A 20,758-nucleotide genomic window follows, 5' to 3' on the forward strand; every position below is an offset into this window, starting at 1 on the left:
CAGATAATTGTCAATGGAAAGACGGTCATAGGCGCGGTACATTGGAGGAAGATAAAGGAGGTAATAGCGTAATGAATCAACATCATATAGCTTTAAAACAAAATGAGTGCAATAAGGAAATGACGATGGGCATCTTGTCGAGCAATAAAGGAAGCAATCCGAAAGGGGAAAGCTTCGGTTTTACGAATTTTTACATGACGCGCAATGGTGAGCCGTTTATTCCGATTGTCGGCGAGTTTCATTTCTCCAGATTCTCTTATTTATATTGGGAGGAAGAGCTGCTCAAGATGAAGGCGGGCGGTGTGCACGTAATCGCAACCTATATATTTTGGAATTACCATGAGGAGAAGGAAGGGCGCTTCAATTGGAACGGCAACCGCAACCTCCGCCATTTTATTGATCTTTGCGCCAAGCTGGAGCTGCCGCTCGTGCTTCGAATCGGCCCTTTTTGCCACGGCGAGGTGCGCAATGGCGGCATTCCGGATTGGGTGTTCGACAAGCCGCTCGTCATTCGCTCGAATGATGAGCTGTATTTGAAATATGCAGCGCGGCTGTACCGCGAAATTGCAAGGCAGATGAAAGGCTCGCTGTTTCAAGAAGGCGGCCCCGTTATTGCGATTCAGCTTGAAAATGAATTTATGCACTGCGGCGCTCCGCTGGACTCCTGGGGCTATAAAAACGGTGTATTCATGTCTTCAGGCACGGGTGGCAATGAACATTTGGACAGGCTAAAAGCCATTGCGGCAGAAGCGGGCATTCGACCGCTGTTCTTTACGGCTACTGCATGGGGAGGAGCAGCGGTGCCACAGACGGATACGCTCCCGATGCTTGCAGGCTACGCGTATACGCCATGGATTCCTAATCAGCCGCCGAGCGGCGAATATATTTTCCGCGATCTGCATGAAGTGCCAATGGAGCAGGTCAATTATCCTTCTGCACAATATCCCGTGGCTTATTGCGAGATGGCAGGGGGGATGCAGGTCAGCTATACGGCCCGTCCGCATGTGAGCCCGGACAGTGTGGAGGCGATGACGCTTGTAAAGCTGGCTAGCGGCAGCAATCTGCTCGGTTATTACATGTATCATGGCGGCTCAAACCCACGCGGGGAAAATGGTTTTCTCAATGAATACGGCTTGCCGAAAATAACGTATGATTACCAGGCTCCGCTTGGCGAGTTTGGACGTATTGGTAAGTCCTATGATCGTATCCGCACGCTCAGCCTGTTCATGGAAGCTTACGGCGCAAGCTTGGCGCCAATGGGGACGGTGCTGCCTGAAGGTCAAGCGGAGCTGAAGCCTGAAAATACGGAGGTGCTGCGTTATTGCCTGCGGCAAAAGGATGGCTCAGGCTTCTTGTTTCTGAACAATTTTCAGGATCATGTGGACATGCCTGACCGAGAAGACGTAAGTGTGACGCTGGATACGTCCAAAGGGCAGGCGAGATTTCCTCATACGGGCAGCCTGCGATTGAAGCGAGGAATTAGCGTGGTGCTGCCGTTCCACTTGGAGGCCGCAGGCATTCATATCGTTTCCGCTACCGTTCAACCATTGACGAAGCTTACGAATACAGAGCACCCGCTGCTTGTTTTTTATGCGCATGAGGGCCTTAGCCCCGAGCTAGTTATTTCCGAGGAAATGGTCGCAGGCGTAACGAGCGATGGTGGCGGTATAGTGGAGCAGCAAATTGGGGTTTATATTGTACATCCGGCAGCAGGCAAGCAGCATTTAACGGAAGTAAGGTGCAAAGACGGAAATATCGTCCGTATCCTCGTCCTCACTAGAGAAGAGGCGCTGGGCACCTATCGCTTTCGCTTGTGGGGAGAGGAACGACTGCTGATTAGCGACAGCCACCTCTATGTATCGGGCGAGCAGCTCATTTGCACCTCGCCAGGCAAGGCGGAATGGCATGTTGCCATGTATCCGGCAGCAGCAGCGGATCTTCAATCAAGCCAAGGCAGTCTTTCTCCAGCAGCTGGAGGCTTGCTCCAAATTTATACGGTGAAGGTAGCGGCTTATGAGCCGCAGCTTATTATCAACAAGATGTCAAATCGTCATGCTACTGTGCAAATAGATGCGGCATGGCCAGACGAGGTAGCCGATCTGTTTCTTCATATTGCATATGATGGAGATGTAGCCGCTGCGTATTTGAATAATGAGCTGCTGACGGACCATATCCATTATGGCGAGGCTTGGCCAATCGGGCTGAAGGGCTTTCAAAATGAACTGCTGGAAAATGAGCTGCAGCTTGCTATTACTCCTATTCGAAAAGGTACGACGCATACGTTTGTAAATCAGGCGTTTGTGGAGCGTTTCGAAGGGGTGGAGATTGCAGCGTTTCATGAGATTAAGGCGGTGCCGCATTATGTGACGGCGTTGTCTCAAGTGTTCAAATAAGTACATATTCGAGGGCGATAAGCAGGCACGCCAGTCCCCCAGCAGGCAGCAAGCACGGGGAAACAGGCGTGTTTGCTGTCGTTTTTAAGCGTTTTTTGATGGGAAAGGTACTAATTTATACATGACTTTGTCCTTAATATTGAGGGTACTGCAAAGAAAGAGGTCTGGCTTATGATGAATATAGAAGCTTGGCGACGGAGTTGAAGCGCGGCGCTGCAAGAGCGGCGAGCAGGGTGTACATCTGAGATGTTGCCTTCTATAATAGAGGCGGGGCTTTCGAGAACGCCTTCTTAAATGTCCATTGCGATTTTATGCTGGAAATATATGAAGTAATTGAAGAAGGGGTATTTGCCAACGTGAGGAAACAACCCTTAATCGTTAGGAAAATGAATGATGTTCGAATTAAGCATAAGCTGATGATTTCATTTTTGCTCGTTGTCTGCATTCCAGTGCTGCTAGTCGGTATTATTTTAACGGCGGCCTTTCGCCAAAATGTGCTGAATCAGGCGACGCAGCAGACGCTGAACAACGTTGAGAAAATCAAGAAGCAGACGGATGACATCATTCGCATGCCGATTACGATTTCGGATAAAATGCTGTTTGATACCGCTCTGCGCAGCACAGTAAACACCAATTACGAATCTACGTTTGAGGCTGTAAGCGCCTTGTGGGAGTTTCGAGCGTTTAAAGATTATATGCAGCTGTATTCGGAAATTAATAATATTCGTTTTTATACGACAAACCAATCCATACTCGATAACTGGGAATTTATTAAAACAAGCAAAGCCACGGAAGAAGCACAATGGTACAAAAATGCTTTAGAAGAAGACGGCATTCACTGGATGTACATGAAGGATGAGACGAAGAAAAATAACAATTATCTCAGCCTCGTGCGAAAAATACCATTTCCTACCTATCGTACAAGCGGCGTGCTGGTCATTGGCATCAATCAAGGGAAGCTCAATGCGCTGCTTAGTCAGGAGCCCTTCGATACGATGATTTTTGATGATTCCGGCTACATTGTGGCGGCTAGCAATCCGAAGCAGGTGGGGCTGAATTTGTCCAAGCTCGATTTCTCCAGCCAATTGTCTGGGAAAGGGGCCGGCACATTTGAAATTTTGTATGAAGGCAAGCGTTCACGACTCGTCATGGAGGAGCTCACACCACAATCAAGCCGCAATGGTTTGCGTATCGTATCGGTCTTCTCGATTGATAGCATCGTCAGCGAAGCGAATCACATTAGTATGTTGGGGCTGACGATTATGGCTATTAGTCTGCTTATTGCGTTTGTGCTTATTTATTTTTTCTCGGGATTGCTTTCTGCGCGTATGCTGCTGCTGCACAAAAACCTTAACAAAGTAGCAATGGGCGACTTGACGACGGTATCTACAGTAGACGGCAATGATGAGATTGGGCTGCTCTCACGGCAGTTCAACAATATGGTCGTCAGCATCAGGGGACTGATGGACGAGGTTTCCGAGTCACAGCGGCAGCAGGATCAGCTGGAGCTTGCGCAGAAGGATATTAAGCTGAAAATGATGGCCAGCCAAATTAATCCCCATTTTTTATTTAATGCGTTGGAGTCTATTCGTATGAAAGCCCACGTAAACGGCGAGTCGGAAATTTCTTCGATTGTGCACATGCTGGGCAAGCTGATTCGCCGCAATTTGGAAATTGGCGCGGGTAAAATACGACTGAAGGATGAGCTGGAAATTGTTCGCTGCTATTTGGAAATTCAGAAGTTCCGCTACGGCAATGACCGCCTTACCTTTAATTTGGAGCTGGACCCGGGTGCGCAATCATTCGAAATTCCGCCCCTGATTATTCAGCCTTTGATTGAAAATGCGGTCATTCATGGCTTGGAAAACATTGATGAGGGCGGCTGTGTGACCGTGACGACGCTGCTTTTGAATCGGGTGCTGCATGTGCAAGTATCGGACAATGGCATCGGCATAGAAGAGAAGCGATTGGATGAAATTATGCTGGCGCTCGGGGATATGGATGAGGAGCAGGAATATCGCATAGGCCTGCGCAATGTTCATCAACGGTTGGTGCTGCTCTATGGACATGCTTCCGGTTTGCAGATTAAGAGCGGCGGGGAAGACGGCGGAACGACCATCTCGTTTGAAATCCCGCAAGCGCAAGGAGGGCAAGAGGATGTATAAGCTGCTTATCGTTGATGATGAGCCGATGATTCGGGCAGGGCTGCGCACTATTATTAATTGGGAAAGCCTTGGATTTATATGGGTGGGGGAAGCTGCTAGCGGCCCAGAGGCGCTGATAAAGCACGGCCAGCTGGCCCCCGATTTAATTTTAATGGATATACGCATGCCAAGGATGGATGGTCTGCAGGTGATTGAGGAAATTCGCAAAATCGACAGCTCCTGCCATTTTCTCGTTTTAAGCGGGTATGCTGATTTCAGCTATGCGCAGCGGGCTATTCAGTTCGGCATTGCTGCTTATATTTTGAAGCCGGTTGATGATGCAGAGCTGCACGAGAACGTTGTACGCATCGCGGGAGTACTCGATAAACGCTCTGAGCAGGCGGCAAGTCTCGAACACCGGGAGACGCTGCGCCGGGAGGAACTGCTGCAGCTCGCTGTTTCAGGCGATGCGGCCAGCTATCCGGAAATATGGAAGGAGCTGAAGCAGCTTACGGGCGATGCGGCCAAGAGCTATCAGCTGCTGCTGATTGAGTGGTCGCGAACGGAGGAGCATACGTCGGCGGCAAGCATTGCGGGGAGGCGCAGATTGACAAGTGTTGTCCAGAGCAATCGGATAGGCTGGACATTTAGTTCTGGTTCGTATACCGCTGTGCTGCTGAAAGATTACGTCGTGCAGGAAGGCACGGGCGAACTGCTGCGGCAGTGGATTCAACAGGCGGCACAGGAGCAGCGTTATATCGCCGTTGTGGGTGAGGCAGTGCCTGCGCTTGTACAGCTGCCAAGCAGCTATGAAGCCATGCTTGCGGTGATCAAGCATAGCTTTAGGCTGTCAAGCGGCGAGCTTCATCTTGTTAGTGGCGATGAGCAGGCTATGCTCGAAGAGGCGGATGAGGAGCAGCTCCAATTACGGCTGCAGGAGCTGGCCCAGAAGCTGTATTATATGCTCGACATCGGCAGCCAGGATGGCGTGCGGCTGATGCTGCGGGAAGCCGGGGAGCTGGCGAGCACGAGCAGGCTTTCCGAGCAGCGTATTAAAACCAGCTTCGCGCAAATGCTAACGATTGTGCTGAACAAGCTGACGGCGGTTCATGTGCAGCTGGCCATTCAGGACGAGCTCCGAATTGTAACGGATTTATACAAGCAGACCAACTATGACGAAATGATGCTGCTGCTGGAGGAGCGCCTGTCGCAGCTTGCGTTCCGTCTGGGAAATTCCAGCAATGTATCGGTCATTAAGCAAATTACTAGTTTTATTGAGCGCCATTATGCGGAAAATTTAAAGCTGGAAACGCTAGCCGAGCTGTTTAACTACAATAGCGGCTATTTGGGCAAAATGTTTAAAAATTTCACCGGAGAGCATTTCAACACCTATCTCGACCAGATTCGGCTGCGCCATGCGGTAGAGCTGCTTCAGCAGGGGCTCAAGGTCCATCAGGTATCCGAGCTGGTCGGCTATGCGAACGTCGATTATTTTCACGCTAAATTTAAAAAATATAAAGGGCTGTCGCCTTCCTCGTTCAAAGGCATAGTAAAATCAGATGCCCAGCGGCAGGAAGTGCTAGATGGTAAGCAAAGGGGGGAAACGGAATGAAAGTGATTGATTTGACGCATACCATTTTTGAACAGACGCCCGTTTATCCCGGCACACCGCAGCCAGCACTTGAAACGCTGAGCACGTATGAGAAGGATGGGTTTAGAGAAACGCTGCTGACGCTTGCTTCTCATACCGGTACCCATATGGATGCGCCTGCTCATATATTCGCGGATGGAATGACGCTGGAGCATATTCCTGCCCAGCAATTTGTCGGGACAGCGCTTGTCCTTTCATGCAGCGATTTACAGGCGGGCGAGCAAATTACGATGCGTTACATTGAACAGGCGCGTCCGCTGGCCGATAAGGTTGATTTTCTGCTTTTTAATACAGGCTGGTCCAAGCATTGGGGAACGGATGCGTATTTTGGCGATTATCCCTATATGACGGAGGAAGTAGCCGATTATTTAATCAACAGCGGTAAAAAAGGCGTTGGTCTCGACGTTATTGGCGTTGACCCGATTTCGGATGCAAATTTGACGATCCATAACAAAATTTTTTCCCAATCACAAATGGTTATCGTCGAAAATTTAATTCATCTGGATCAAATAGGAGAAGGGGTATTTACTTTTTGTGCGCTGCCGCTTAAATTTCGGAATGCTGATGGCGCGCCGGTGCGTGCGATTGCCATTGTAGAGTCATAACAAAGCAGGTGAATAAACTTCTAATTACCTATTATATTTTCCGAAAATGCCCTCTACTTGTTTCCAAGCGGAGGGTGTTTTTTTACGGAATCCCTCCTTTTTTACACAAAAATCATATCAAAATCACATAAAAAGCAGCCTGTACGTATTTTTATATGATTTTAGATGGAATTTGTCGGGTGCCAAGCCGAAATTGCTATCGGTTATGATGAATGCATATTAAAAAGAGAAATTCACGGATATGTGGTGTGAGAGTGAAGTTTATAGGAGGGGCAGAGATGAAGTCGTTACCAACCGTAGAACACCCGCTTCATGTGAACAAAAGCAAAGGAAATCGTTTCTGGGACCGAATGAAGCAGCAGAAATATTTGTATTTTATGTCCGTTCCGTTCGTCATCTGGGTTTTCGTATTCAGCTATGTACCGCTTTGGGGCTGGCTGATGGCTTTCCAGAACTATAAACCGGCCAAAGGATTTTTTGCACAAAAATGGGTCGGCCTCGACAACTTTATGATGTTGTTTGGAGATGAACGCTTTTATCTCGTCCTGCGCAATACGCTGGGCATGAGTATGATGGGACTAATCGTCTCCTTTACCGTTCCCGTTATTTTTGCCCTATTGCTTAATGAAATTCGCGGTCAATTTTTCAAGCGCTCGATCCAGACGATTTCATATTTGCCCCACTTTGTATCCTGGGTTGTCGTCGCTGGGCTAGTTAGCAAAATGCTGTCCACAGATAGCGGAGGTGTCAACGACCTGCTCATGTGGCTGAATGTAATAGACGAGCCGATTCAATTTATGGCAAAAGGCAGCTGGTTCTGGGGGATTGTAACGATGTCCGATATGTGGAAGGAAACCGGCTGGAACTCGATTATATTCCTAGCGGCTATGGCGGGCATTGATCCAGAGCAATACGAAGCGGCGACCGTTGATGGAGCAGGAAGATTTCGTAAAATGTGGAATATTACACTGCCCGGCATTCGCACCACCTTCATGGTATTGTTTATTTTGTCCATCGGTCATTTAATCAGCATTGGTTTTGAAAAGCAATTTCTCCTCGGCAACCCGCTCGTTGTCGATTATTCCGAGGTACTCGATTTATATGCGCTGAAGTATGGCATTCAAATGAGCCGCTTCTCTTACGGTACGGCGATCGGTATATTCAACTCCGTCGTCAGCATTATACTCGTGTTTAGCGCTAACGCCATCTACAAACGCATTACGAAAGAATCGGTTATTTAGGAGGAGACAAGCATGCAGGGAACGATTAGACCCAAGTCCGAAATGATCACAGACGTCATCATTTACATCGTAATGGGGCTTGCTGGATTAATAACGATTTACCCGTTTTTGAACGTACTTGCTATTTCATTCAATGAATCAATGGATACGGTGAAGGGCGGTATTACGGTGTTGCCTAGAAAATTCACCTTGCAAAACTATGTGACGATTTTTCAATATAAAACCTTGCTGACTGGCTTCCAAAATTCAGTGCTGCGTACCGTTATCGGTACAATCGTCGGCGTGTTGTCGGCTTCGATGATGGCGTTTGTGCTTAGCCGCCGCGAATTTCAGGCGCGCAAGCTGTTTTCACCGTTATTCGCGATGACGATGTATTTCTCCGGCGGGATGATTCCGATCTACATGCTGATTAAAAATCTTAATTTAATGAGCAGCTTCTGGGTATACATCATTCCGCTTATATTGAGCGTTTGGAACATTTTCGTCGTCCGCTCCTACATTGATGGGCTGCCATACGCCCTGCAAGAGTCGGCGAAAATCGATGGCGCCAATGACTTTACGATTTTCTGGCGGGTTATATTGCCGCTGTGCCAGCCTGTTCTGGCGACAATCGCTCTATTCATTGCCGTGCAGCACTGGAATTCCTGGTTTGATACTTATTTATACAACCAGCAGGCCGCCCAGTTTACAACGCTGCAATATGAACTGATGAAGGTGCTGCAATCGACCCAGTCGGGCGCTAATTATCGTGATGCCGGTGTGCAGCAGAACTTGGCTGCCGTATCGCCGGAGTCGATTCGGATGGCCATTACGATGGTCGTTACGCTCCCGATTTTAGCCGTTTATCCTTTTCTGCAAAAATATTTTGTCAAAGGGATGACACTCGGCTCCGTAAAGAGCTAGTGCGCGGGCCTTAGGTTAGGGCTTCCATGTGGTAATAGCAGGTTTCCTGTTAGATACAAATTATTGCTTTATAAATTTAATGCCGATTAAAAGGGAGGAAACACGAAGATGAAGATTAAGAAAACCGCACTAATAAGCTTGCTGCTTGCAATGGCTCTGACTTTCACAGCATGCGGCTCTGGCAGCAATAATGAAGCAGGTACAGGCAATACGGGTAATGCAGGCCATGCAGAACAAGGGGATTCCACAGAGCCTATTACAGTAAGACTGGTAGCTGGCGACCTTAACCCGGACTGGGATAACATGGAAAGCGACGTCGGCAAGTTCCTGAAGGAAAAAACAGGTATTACGCTCCAGCAGGAGTTTCCGGTTGGCGGATCAGATACCGACATGTTCGCTCTGATGGCAGCAAGCGGCGAATATCCGGATATGGTTATGGCGAAGGGCAGCGTGAAAAGCTTGGTTGACGCGGGCGCGCTTCTCGACCTGACGGATCTGATTGAACAGCACGCCCCTAATCTTAAAAAAGTATACGGCGAATATTTGAACCGTCTTCGTTACAGCAAGGAAGATCCAGCTATTTATGAGCTGCCGTCTTTTGGTGTAGGCCAAACTTATTTTGATGCCGAGGGCGGCTTCGAAATTCAGCATCAGGCGCTTGAGGCGCTGGGCTACCCTGAAATCAAAACCGTTAAAGATTACGAAAATGCCATTAAAGCGTATTTAGAGCAAAGCCCGACAACGGAGGATGGACAAAAAAGAATCGGCTTGTCGCTTAATGGCGGCGAATGGCAAATTCTGATTTCCGTAACAAACCCGGCATTTTATGCAACGGGCTTGCCAGATAATGGCGAATTTGCGATTGACGAGAAAACGTTTGAAACGAAGCTGCACTACCAACGCGAGGAGGAAAGAGAATACTTCCGCTGGCTGAACCATATGAACGATATCGGTCTTCTGGACAAAGAAAGCTTCGTTCAAAAATATGACCAGTACAAGGCTAAAATCGCAACAGGACGTGTAATCGGCATTATCGACCAGAAGTGGGACTATGCACAAGCGGAAAACTCGCTGAAATCAGAAGGCAAATTCGGCGCAACCTATGCCCGCTTCCCTGTAACCTTGGATGAAAGCTTTCAAGATCATTCTTACCAAGGCACAGGCTACATGGCAGGACACGGTATAGCGATAACCAAATCGGCTAAAGATCCTGTTCGTCTAATTAAGTTTCTGGATTACCTTGCTTCTGAAGAAGGTCAAATTCTCGTCAACTGGGGAATTGAAGGCAAGCATTATGAGGTTGTGGATGGCAAACGCGTATTCAAACCAGAAATTCAGAATCTCAAAGCAAATGACGGCAACCAATTCAAGAAAACGACAGGTATTGAAAATTACTTAATTTCAGCTCGTTACGGCGATGGCGTTAAGGATTCAACAGGCAACTACTATACAACGAAATTCCCTGAGCAGTTTAAAGCGGAATATTCGGAAGCGGACAAAAAGACGCTTGCTGCCTATAAAGTGGAAATGTACAAGGAATTTTGGCCTGCAGACGATGCGTTCCCTGAGCGTCCTTACGGCGCAGCGTGGAACCTGAATTTTGAAACAGGCTCAGAGGCGGATGTTATTTTCCAAAAAACACAAGATATAATGAAGAAGCGTGTTCCAGAAGCGATTTTGGCGAAGCCGGAAAACTTCGATAAAGTATGGGATGACTTCATGGCAGATCTCGACAAAGCAGGCGCCAGCAAGCTGAACGAGCAGTTCACGCAAATGGTTAAAGACCGCGTTGATTTCTGGGCGCAAAAGTAAGAGGAACTGGGTGGAGGGGGCTGTTTGGCATTGATTAATGAAAAATTGCCGAAAATTTGGTACGGTGGCGACTATAACCCGGAGCAGTGGGATGAGTCTGTTATGGAAGAGGATATCCGCATGTTTAAGCTGGCGGGCATTGATGTTGCGACTGTCAATGTATTTTCATGGGCGCGCATTCAGCCTGATGAGAACACCTATAATCTCGATTGGCTGGACCGCATTATTGATCGTCTGTACAAGGACGACATATATGTCTGTCTGGCGACGAGCACAGGCGCACATCCGGCATGGCTGGCGAAAAAGCACCCCGATGTGCTGCGTGTCGATTACGACGGACGCAAGCGCAAATTCGGCGGGCGCCACAATTCCTGTCCGAACAGTCCGGCTTACCGCAAGCTGTCCGAGCGTCTGGCTGGCACGATTGCCGAGCGCTATAAAGCTCACCCCGCTGTACTCGTATGGCATGTATCGAATGAATATGGCGGCTATTGCTATTGCGATAACTGTGAGGCGTCATTCCGCGTTTGGCTGGAGCAGCGTTATGGCACGCTTGAGAAGCTGAATAAGGTGTGGAATACGGCGTTCTGGGGCCATACGTTCTATGACTGGGATGAGATTGTTGCTCCTAACTCCCTTAGTGAGGAATGGGGACATAACCGCACCAACTTCCAGGGTATCTCCATCGACTACCGTCGTTTTCAGTCGGCTAGCATGCTAGCTTGCTATAGGCTGGAATATGAAGCGATTAAGCAGCATTCGCCTAATCTGCAGGTGACGACGAATTTAATGGGTACGTATTCCGAGCTGGATTATTTTGAGTGGGCAAAATATATGGATGTCGTCTCATGGGACAACTATCCATCCATGGATACGCCGTTCAGCTTGACGGCGATGACGCATGATCTGATGCGCGGTCTCAAAAGCGGCCAGCCATTCATGCTAATGGAGCAAACGCCGAGCCAGCAAAACTGGCAGCCGTACAACTCGCTTAAGCGTCCCGGCGTGATGAAGCTGTGGAGCTATCAGGCGGTGGCACGCGGCGCGGATACGGTACTGTTCTTCCAGCTGCGCCGCTCGGTTGGCGCTTGCGAGAAATATCATGGCGCTGTCATTGAGCATGTCGGCCATGAAAATACCCGCGTATTCCGCGAATGTGCCGAGCTGGGTGCTGAGCTGTTGCAGCTGTCTGACCGCATTCTCGATTCGCGTGTGAAGGCCAAGGCAGCGATCGTCTACGATTGGGAAAATCGCTGGGCGGTTGAGCTGTCAAGCGGACCGACGGTTGCGCTTAAATATGTGGATGAGGTGCATAAGTATTATGACGCCTTATTCCAAATGAACGTTCAGACGGATATGATCAGCGTCGAGGAGCAGCTTGAGCGTTACGAGCTGGTCATCGCTCCCGTGATGTATATGGTGAAGCCGGGTTTTGCGGAGAAGGTGGAAGCTTTCGTTGCGCGCGGCGGCACCTTCGTCACGACGTTTTTCAGCGGCATCGTTAATGAAAATGACATTGTGACGCTCGGCGGCTATCCGGGCAAGCTGCGCAGCGTGCTGGGCATTTGGGCGGAGGAAATCGATGCTCTGCTGCCGGGCCGGCAAAATGACATTGTGCTTAATAAACCACTTGGCGCGCTTGCAAGCGGAACCTATTCCGGCAGCATTTTGTGCGACCTGATTCATACGGAAGGTGCAGAGGTCGTAGCTGAATATGGGACGGACTTCTACAAAGGCATGCCTGCCGTAACGGTTAATTCGTTTGGCGAAGGCAAAGCTTGGTACGTGGCGACAAGTCCGGACAAAGCGTTTTTACAGGGCTTCATGGCTCATTTGTGCGAGTCAGCGGGCATTGAACCGATGCTTGAGACTCCAGACGGCGTTGAAGTGTCGCAGCGTGCCATTAACGGCAGCACCTTCACATTCATTTTGAATCACAATGCGGAAGCAGTTCAGCTTTCGGAGCTACCAGGCACGTTCACGAAAGAGCTGCTGAGCGGAGAAGCTGTAAGTGGCTCGCTTATAATAGGGGCGAAGGGCGTAGCGATTTTGGAAAGCTAGGCAGAGGCCAACATGGCAGCAGCGGACAAGCTCCGCATTTGCCCCTGCCCGCATATGCTGAATGTATAGAAGCATAGCTACAGGGAGGGCCGCCTATGAAGAAAGCAAATGCATTAAGCAGTCGCAAGCAGTTGGAGCTGATTTTGCTCGTGCTGGCGCTGTATGTGCTGCTCGTTCTGCTGTTGATTGCGCTATTATTTTAAGCTGGTTACCCGTGGTAGGCTGGCGGGATAGAATGAAGCAGGAGCATTCGACTGTTTTAGCTAAGGCTAAGGCGGGCGAATGCTCCTTTTTTAAATATAAGAATTTAAAAGTTTTCATTTATAAATAGGCATATATTTCCAAGGCAAAGCTTTTCGCACGTCCTAGAAGGACGATGAAGTCGTTTTTGCTTGAAAAAAGGCAAAACATATGGTGCATACATAATAGCCCCTTAGGTGGCAAATAATGAACAAGAACTGATGCGTTCGCGCATCTCGGGTTTAGCCTTTTGCAGCAGGGCATAATGGAAAAGGGGGAAAGCTATGACAGCAAGCAGCTCAGGCAAAGGAAAATATAAGAAGATGGCGATGTCATCAAAGGAATACCAGAATTTTGCCAAAACGCGGGAGCCATCCCGTTCCATAGGAACGAACTGTTTGAAAGCCTTTATTATTGGTGGCGGAATTTGTGTGCTGGGGCAAGGGATTCAGGAGCTGTTCATGCATTTGCTCCATATGAAGGCGGAGGATGCGAGCAATCCAACGGTTGCTGTGCTCATTATCATTTCGGTTATTTTGACGAGCATTGGCGTGTACGATAAAATCGCCCAGTGGGCAGGAGCCGGCACGGCTGTTCCCGTCACAGGCTTCGCCAATTCGATGTGCTCGGCGGCGCTGGAGCATCGTGCTGAAGGGCTCGTTCTTGGCGTCGGCGCGAATATGTTCAAGCTGGCAGGGTCCGTTATCGTGTTTGGCGTTGTGGCTGCCTTCTTCGTCGGCATCGTCCATCTCATTCTCGGCACAGGAGGGCAATAATATGCTGCGCGGCAAACAGACCTGGTGGTTCGAGAAGCGGCCCGTCATTATCGGCGCGGCAACGGTAGTGGGACCAGACGAAGGCGACGGCCCGCTGGCTGAGGATTTTGACCTTGTGCATCCCGAGCTGGATATGCAGCAGAAAAGCTGGGAGAAGGCCGAGCGGCTGCTGCTGGAGCAGGCTGCGGACTTTGCGCTCCAGCATGCCCGCATAGACAAGGAAATGGTGCAGTTTTTTGTCGGCGGCGATTTAATGAACCAAATTATAAGCAGCAGCTTTGCAGCGCGGTCACTGGGCATTCCTTATCTTGGCGTCTTCGGCGCCTGCTCGACCTCAATGGAATCTCTATCGATTGCCGCTATGCTCGTCAACTCCGGCTCTGCCGATTATGTGCTGGCGGGTACATGCAGCCATAACTGCACAGCGGAGAAGCAGTTCAGGTATCCGACGGAATATGGCTCGCAGAAGCCGCCGACGGCGCAGTATACCGTTACTGGCGCTGGAGCCGGACTCGTTGCCGCGTCGGGAGAGGGTCCGACTATCGAGTGTGCTACAATCGGCAAAATCGTCGATCTAGGCATCACCGATCCATTTAATATGGGCGCTGCAATGGCGCCAGCTGCCGTCGATACGATTCAAGCACATTTTAATGATACCGGCCGTTCCCCGCGCGATTATGACCTAATCGTAACAGGCGACCTTGCGGGTGTAGGGCATCCGCTTGCCAATGAGCTGCTGATGCAAAATGGCGTGCCGATGAATGACACCGTATTTGGCGATTGCGGCCTAATGGTGTATGATGTGAGCCGTCAGAAGGTACAGGCGGGCGGCAGCGGCTGCGGCTGCTCGGCCGTTGTCACCTATGGCCATTTGCTGAAGCGGCTCGCAAGGGGCGAGCTTAAGCGCATATTGGTCGTTGCCACTGGAGCGCTGATGTCGCCGCTTTCATTCCAGCAGGGTGAGAGCATTCCTGGTATTGCGCATGCTGTAGCTATATGCGGAAAGGAAGGGTAAGGCGATGATTTTTTTATGGGCATTTCTAGTTGGCGGCGCTATTTGCGTCTTGGGGCAAATCATGTTCGATATATTCAAGCTGACCCCGGCGCATACGATGGCAACACTGGTCGTAATCGGGGCCATTGTGGATGGCATTGGCTTATACGAGCCGCTCGTTGCCTTTGCAGGAGCAGGAGCAACGGTCCCGATTACGAGCTTCGGCAATGCGCTTGTGCACGGGGCTTTAACCGAGCTGCATGACCAAGGCTGGATTGGCGTTATTTCCGGCATCTTTAAAGTGACGAGCTCGGGCATCTCGGCTGCGATTATCTTCTCGTTCCTGGCGGCATTGGTTATTCGGCCAAAGGGGTAATAGACTGGAAAACTGGAGGGTCCTGTGGGATCCTCCAGTTTTTTTTGGAAATTGATGCATTTGTACTTACTTGCTGGACTGCTGTAAAATGGAACTATATGCCTTTATCCATCTTGATATGCTGCGGGAGGTTATTTCTATGGAAACGCGTCAGGCTGACATGCAATTATGCGCATCTATTCTTACTAATCTAAATCATAGTATTTTGGGAAAACAAGAGCAGGTTGAAAGGCTGATGATTGCCGTGATCGGCGGCGGGCATGTGCTGCTGGAGGATGTTCCCGGCACGGGGAAGACGCAGCTTGTAAAGGCGCTTGCCCGTTCAATCGGCGGCCAGTTCAGGCGCATTCAGTGCAATCCGGATTTGCTGCCCACTGATATAACCGGCGTATCCATTTATCATCCGAAGCAGGAGGAGTTTTTGTTCAGACCAGGGCCAGTCATGACCAATTTGCTGCTGGCTGATGAGATCAATCGGGCGACGACAAAAACTCAATCCGCGCTGCTGGAGGCGATGGAGGAGGGTCATGTCACAGTAGATGGCGATACCTACGCGCTGCCGCATCCGTTTATGCTGCTTGCCACGCAAAATCCAATTGAGTTTGAAGGCACTTATTTGCTGCCCGAAGCGCAGCTTGACCGTTTTATGATGAAGATTTCGCTAGGCTACCCTAGCGAGGAAGACGAGCAGAAGATGATAATGGGCGGCGAGGTACGGCTGCACCCTGAAAGCCAGATTGCCCAAATTGCCGATGTGGACGATATGATTCGCATTCAGCAGCAGGTGCAGGCGGTCCATATGGATGAGGCCGTGGCAAAATATTTGGTCAGCATTGTCAGAGCTACGCGCGAGCACCCCGGCATTCAGCTCGGCGCAAGCCCGCGTGCTGCGCTTTCGTTTGCCAGGGCGGCCAAAGCAGCTGCTTATTTGGAGCAGCGCAGCTTTGTTACTCCTGATGATGTGAAGAAGCTTGCTTCGCATGTGCTGTCTCACCGGCTTTCCTTGCATACGGAGGCTAGAATGAACGGCCACAAAGCGAGCGAGCTGGTCGAGCAAATCATGGAACAGGTAAGAGTGCCGGTGAGATTGGAGCGCTGATATGGAAATGCTGACGCTCAGCCTGCAACGCAGACGACTGCTCGTAAGTGCGTTCCTATATGGGGGAGCGCTTCTATATTTATTATTTCAAGGCGGCAAAACGGCCGTAATGCTGTTCGTTATTATGAATGCGCTGCTGCTTTATTTGATGCTGGGACGCTTTAGCGGCATTAGTCAAGTAAGCGGCAGCCGAAGCTTGCGCAAATCGGGCGGTGAGCATGGTGACGCGCTGGCGGCCGGAAGCTCGCTTACGGTCAAGCTTTCGGTAAAGGTGCCCGGCTATTACCCGATACCATTTGTGCTCGTCCGCGATCAATTGCAGCGCAACAATGGACAAGCGCTGCAATTCGAATCCTCCTTTGTGCCAAATTTTAAGCGCTCCGGCGAGGTGCTGTATACGACACCACCGCTGCAGCGTGGTGAATATCGCTTTGGAGCAACCGCATGCTCCTCTCATGACGTATTCGGACTGTTTGAGCATTCGGGCAGCTTTACGGAGGAATCGGTGTTCAGCGTTTTGCCCCAAATTGTCCCCCTGCGTCAGCAGCGCGGATTGCAGCTTGGCGCACGCGGTCCTTACTCCCACGCTATCGCTTCGCGCTCGGCAAAGGAGACGACGCAAATCAATGGCGTGCGCGAATATGTGCCTGGCGACCGCTTGTCGCGCATTCACTGGCATGCGACGGCGCGCACGGGGCATTGGAAGTCCAAGGAATTTGAGAGAGAGTCGCTGCCACGAACGCTCCTTATTATTGATCGCGATGCTAAGGCGTATAGCGGGACGCGGGCAGATCGCTTTGAGCTTGCGGTATCAGCGGCCGCTTCGCTCATTGAAAGCAGTGGGCGAGGCGATACGGCTATGGGACTGCTGTCTGCCGGATCGCAGCGGGCCATCTTCCCGCCTAAATCGGGTGCCGACCAACGGGGCGCGATCATGCAGCATTTAACGGCGGTGGATGCAGATGCGGAGCAGTCATTATATCAGACGCTGCTTGCGTCGGAGTCGCTGCTTGATTCGGGCTCCATCGCGTTCGTTATTTCAGCAGCAGCGGGCAAGGAGGCGAGTGCTAGCCTCGAATGGCTCGCTCGCAAAGGGCTAAAGCCTTGCTTGCTCCATATTGTAGAGGTGGGCGGCCTCGCTGCCGCGACGAAGCAGGACTGGCAGAAGCTGCTGCGCGCCCGAGGCTGGCCGGTTTTTACACTTACGCAGCTATCGGAGCTTCCGGCTGTGCTTGAAGGAGGCGGCGGAGCATGAGAAGCAGAATAGATAGATGGAAGGATTATGCCGCATTCGAGTGGTATGGGCGAATATCGCGGATCATTATTATTTTTTCGTTGATCAATTCGATTGCGGTTTTTGAAAACTATTGGTGGAAATCGACGTTTATCTGCATTTATATGACACTGCTGCTTGCGGGTGCAGTTGACGTCTTGCTTCCTGCGATGAAGCGCAGACTGCGAATGTCGCTCCAACTGCTGCTCGTCTTCGTTTCCACATGGGTAGTGGCAGGCGCCTCACCGAGCTATTCCGGCTCAGAGGAGGGAGTGCGAAAAATCGCCGCTATCATTTGGAGCATACTGCTCCAATTCCACCCCTATATTTGGTTTAGCTTGGCTATGCTTGTGCTGTATGGGCTGTTCAGTGTCTGGACGACGTCGCGCATTCGCATATTCGGATTTATTGGGGCAAATTTGCTCGTTTTGACCGTAGCCGATTCGTTTACCCCAATTTGGCTGTGGGGCAATGTGGCTTGGGTCGTATTGCTCGGGCTCATATGGCTGGCAGCAGGGCATTTGCATCTTTTTCAGCGTAACCATCCAGGGAGCTGGACGGAGCTGCTGCATTATCCTTTGCAATTATTTATGCCTATCGCGGCGGTGCTTGCGCTGTTGATGGCGGCAGGCCTGTTTATGCCATCCATTTCGCCCGTACTGCGGGACCCGTACACGATATGGAAAGAATCAAAGGGTGAGAAGGTTAATGTTTTTTTAGGCGAAAAAGGCTCGGATTCCGGAGGGGCAACGCTGGATACAAGCTCCGGCTACGGGCGTGATGATGACCAGCTTGGCGGCGGCTTTAACTTTGATTATTCGCCTGTCATGACGGTTGCAAGCTCCCATCGGAGCTATTGGAGAGGGGAAACAAAATCGTTTTATACCGGCAGCGGCTGGCTGGAGCTGGATGAAGGATCGGAGCCTAACAACGTCAATCAGTTGAAAAAGGAGCAGGAGCTTTCCCTGCCATATGACCGCAAGCTGGCAGATACGATTGAAGTGGAGCAGACGGTGACGATGATTCGCAAAGACCAGTATCCCGTTTTATTTGCGGCCGCTCCAATTCATCGAATTCACTGGATTAATGATCCGGAAGCGAATTTGTCCTACCGGCTCACCTGGGCTCCTGACGATCAGGAGCTGCGTTTTCCATTGCAGGGAAGGGGAAGGCAGCCCTATCCGGAATCCTACTCTGTCGTGTCCACTGTTCCCGTGCTGGATGAGGCGAAGCTCCGCAGTACGAATGCACGCCTGGACAGCTCTAGTGAACAGGAGCATTATACACAGCTTCCTGATAACTTGCCTGTCGAGCTTATGGAGCTTGCCAAGGATTTGACCAAAAATGCGACCAATGACTATGATCGGGCGAAAATGCTGGAATCGTATTTGCGCTTGAATTTTGCCTATACGAATGAGCCTGATCTGGGTAAGCTGACGGGGGCGTCCGACGATTTTGTTGCCCAATTTTTGTTCGAGATTCAGGAGGGCTACTGCGATTATTTCTCTACGGCTATGGCGGTGCTGGCCCGTTCCGTTGATCTGCCTACGCGCTGGGTGAAGGGATTTGCGCCAGGGTCCTTGCCTGCCATCGGTGCCGATGCGGCAGAGCGCTTCGATATAGATACGTTTATACAAGGAGAGGGCACATATACCGTCCGCAATTCCGATGCCCATTCTTGGGTGGAAATCTATTTTGCAGGTTATGGCTGGGTATCCTTTGAGCCGACAGCGGGATTTGCTTTCCCTTATACGATTGCCGGTGACGATGCGGCAGCGCCTACACCAGAAGTAGAAGAGGACACGGATGAAGCGGATAAAGCGGCTGCCGCCGAAAAAACAGATGTTTCGTACAAAGGTTTTTATATTGCAGGGATTTCCCTGCTCGTATTATTGCTGGCGGTTAGCTTAATTGTACGCCGTCAAGCGCTGATGGCAGCGTGGCTGCGCTTCCGGTTCCGCTCCTATACGGCCAATGACCGCATCGTATGGGAGACGGAGCGCCTGCTCCGCGTTTGCCGGAGGAAGGGGCTAAAGCGCTCCGAGCATGAGACGCTGCGGGAAGCCGTGCAGCGCTTTGCGCAGCACCGTACAGACATTCGCAGCGAGCTGACTCAGCTGCTGAACGATTTTGAACGAGCCAAATACGGCGGCACAGCGGCAACGCCGGAAGAAGCAGAGCAGTTTGTGAACAAGGTCAAGCATGTCATTTCGTTATTATAATGAATAGCCTTTAACCGACTATAATGGACAGATAGAAGCTTTTCAGCCATCATTGTGACTAATTAATCAAAATAGGGGACATTGGATTTTTAGATGTATTTTCCTGATATGCTTTCACATGTGAAACACGGATAACAATGAAGAAAGTGAAGGTGAAATGTGGCTGGAAAGCAGGTTGTATTTAAACCAGATGAAGTGAGGAATTTGCAGCGCCGAATGATTCAGATCGGAGCAGACACGGATGAGCTGCGACGGCGGGTGAGCGGGAAGTAATTTGATAAATACATTAGTCCCAATAATGCAAACTATTTCAATCCCGATCAGAAAAAAGTTATTTTGTATATTGACAAACCATTGACAAATTTACATCCAAATGATGTGAAAAAGCTAGATGAGATTAAGTCTAAGGGGGTTATTATTGTTAATTCCTTGGATGAACTTAAGTGGGTATTAAAATAATATGGGTACTTCGGCAGTTATTTTAACACAAAAGAGCAAGTATTCGCCTGAAAAATTGTTAGCAGATACAGTAGTCTCAGTATTTCATGCGGATGCAACTCTTTATTTTCATAATAATAAATACTGTTCAGAGGAGGGTGAGTTTTTATATACTACATTGAACATTAATAATAGTTCATTTTCAGAGAAAAGCGAACAATCAATTATTTTTTCTGTTCATGGTATTAATAGTCCAAGTATTGATTTTTACTATCACGAGGATTTGGAATTAGATTCTGACTTATCATTATATCAAGTGGGTCATATCGAAGATATTTATGGTGTCCAAAAACTAATTTTTAATTTTATTTATGAATACCTTAAATTGAATCCCGATGAATACTTTTGGGTAACAGATTTTGATTGGGTCTATAGCTGGGAGGACATGCAAAAATTAAAAGCACTACCCTATGACCCTGATTGGTGTTATAAGAATCCTAATACGAAGTAGTTAAGATTATTCTGCTGGG

The 20,758-nt window shown here is 49.7% G+C and carries 15 protein-coding genes; all 15 read left to right on the forward strand.

Going from position 1 to position 20,758, the window contains the following annotated elements:
- Positions 1-71 precede the first annotated feature (71 nt).
- The 15 genes from V5J77_RS09230 to V5J77_RS09300 all read left to right on the forward strand — a co-directional run bounded on the left by V5J77_RS09230 (position 72) and on the right by V5J77_RS09300 (position 20,739).
- The gene (locus V5J77_RS09230) at positions 72-2,393 is read left to right on the forward strand and encodes a beta-galactosidase (protein WP_338555482.1); all 2,322 of its coding nucleotides are present in this window, start codon (positions 72-74) and stop codon (positions 2,391-2,393) included.
- Between the two features lie 356 nt (positions 2,394-2,749).
- Positions 2,750-4,558 (forward strand): sensor histidine kinase, encoded by a 1,809-nt coding sequence (locus tag V5J77_RS09235; RefSeq protein WP_338555483.1) that lies wholly within the window; start codon positions 2,750-2,752, stop codon positions 4,556-4,558.
- Positions 4,551-6,149 carry a response regulator transcription factor gene (locus V5J77_RS09240; protein ID WP_338555484.1) on the forward strand — a complete coding sequence of 533 codons (1,599 nt, stop codon included), beginning with the start codon at positions 4,551-4,553 and terminating at the stop codon, positions 6,147-6,149. The genes V5J77_RS09235 and V5J77_RS09240 overlap by 8 nt, the downstream gene beginning before the upstream one ends.
- Positions 6,146-6,793 (forward strand): cyclase family protein, encoded by a 648-nt coding sequence (locus tag V5J77_RS09245; RefSeq protein WP_338555485.1) that lies wholly within the window; start codon positions 6,146-6,148, stop codon positions 6,791-6,793. The genes V5J77_RS09240 and V5J77_RS09245 overlap by 4 nt, the downstream gene beginning before the upstream one ends.
- Before the next feature lie 278 nt (positions 6,794-7,071).
- The gene (locus V5J77_RS09250; protein ID WP_338555486.1) at positions 7,072-8,034 is read left to right on the forward strand and encodes an ABC transporter permease subunit; all 963 of its coding nucleotides are present in this window, start codon (positions 7,072-7,074) and stop codon (positions 8,032-8,034) included.
- 12 nt (positions 8,035-8,046) lie between these two features.
- Positions 8,047-8,937 carry a carbohydrate ABC transporter permease gene (locus tag V5J77_RS09255; RefSeq protein ID WP_338555487.1) on the forward strand — a complete coding sequence of 297 codons (891 nt, stop codon included), beginning with the start codon at positions 8,047-8,049 and terminating at the stop codon, positions 8,935-8,937.
- Positions 8,938-9,045: 108 nt separating this feature from the next.
- On the forward strand, positions 9,046-10,749 hold the full coding sequence (locus V5J77_RS09260; protein WP_338555488.1) for an ABC transporter substrate-binding protein: 1,704 nt from the start codon (positions 9,046-9,048) through the stop codon (positions 10,747-10,749).
- A gap of 30 nt (positions 10,750-10,779) precedes the next feature.
- The gene (locus V5J77_RS09265) at positions 10,780-12,810 is read left to right on the forward strand and encodes a beta-galactosidase (protein WP_338555489.1); all 2,031 of its coding nucleotides are present in this window, start codon (positions 10,780-10,782) and stop codon (positions 12,808-12,810) included.
- Between the two features lie 524 nt (positions 12,811-13,334).
- Positions 13,335-13,826 carry a stage V sporulation protein AC gene (spoVAC, locus tag V5J77_RS09270; protein ID WP_338555490.1) on the forward strand — a complete coding sequence of 164 codons (492 nt, stop codon included), beginning with the start codon at positions 13,335-13,337 and terminating at the stop codon, positions 13,824-13,826.
- Between the two features lies 1 nt (position 13,827).
- A complete protein-coding gene (spoVAD, locus tag V5J77_RS09275; protein ID WP_338555491.1) occupies positions 13,828-14,841 on the forward strand; it encodes a stage V sporulation protein AD in 1,014 nt (337 codons plus the stop codon).
- Between the two features lie 4 nt (positions 14,842-14,845).
- The gene (spoVAE, locus tag V5J77_RS09280) at positions 14,846-15,196 is read left to right on the forward strand and encodes a stage V sporulation protein AE (RefSeq protein ID WP_338555492.1); all 351 of its coding nucleotides are present in this window, start codon (positions 14,846-14,848) and stop codon (positions 15,194-15,196) included.
- A 139-nt stretch (positions 15,197-15,335) separates the two neighbouring features.
- Positions 15,336-16,295, forward strand: a complete 960-nt coding sequence (locus V5J77_RS09285; protein WP_338555493.1) for a MoxR family ATPase — start codon at positions 15,336-15,338, stop codon at positions 16,293-16,295.
- Position 16,296: 1 nt separating this feature from the next.
- Positions 16,297-17,550, forward strand: coding sequence for a DUF58 domain-containing protein (locus V5J77_RS09290; protein ID WP_338555494.1), 1,254 nt, complete (start codon positions 16,297-16,299; stop codon positions 17,548-17,550).
- A complete protein-coding gene (locus tag V5J77_RS09295; protein WP_338555495.1) occupies positions 17,547-19,790 on the forward strand; it encodes a transglutaminase domain-containing protein in 2,244 nt (747 codons plus the stop codon). Before V5J77_RS09290 ends, V5J77_RS09295 begins: the two co-directional genes overlap by 4 nt.
- A 460-nt stretch (positions 19,791-20,250) precedes the next feature.
- Positions 20,251-20,739 (forward strand): hypothetical protein, encoded by a 489-nt coding sequence (locus tag V5J77_RS09300; RefSeq protein ID WP_338555496.1) that lies wholly within the window; start codon positions 20,251-20,253, stop codon positions 20,737-20,739.
- Positions 20,740-20,758: the final 19 nt, after the last annotated feature.

The organism is Paenibacillus sp. KS-LC4, assembly GCF_036894955.1.
Taxonomy (GTDB): Bacteria; Bacillota; Bacilli; order Paenibacillales; family Paenibacillaceae; genus Pristimantibacillus.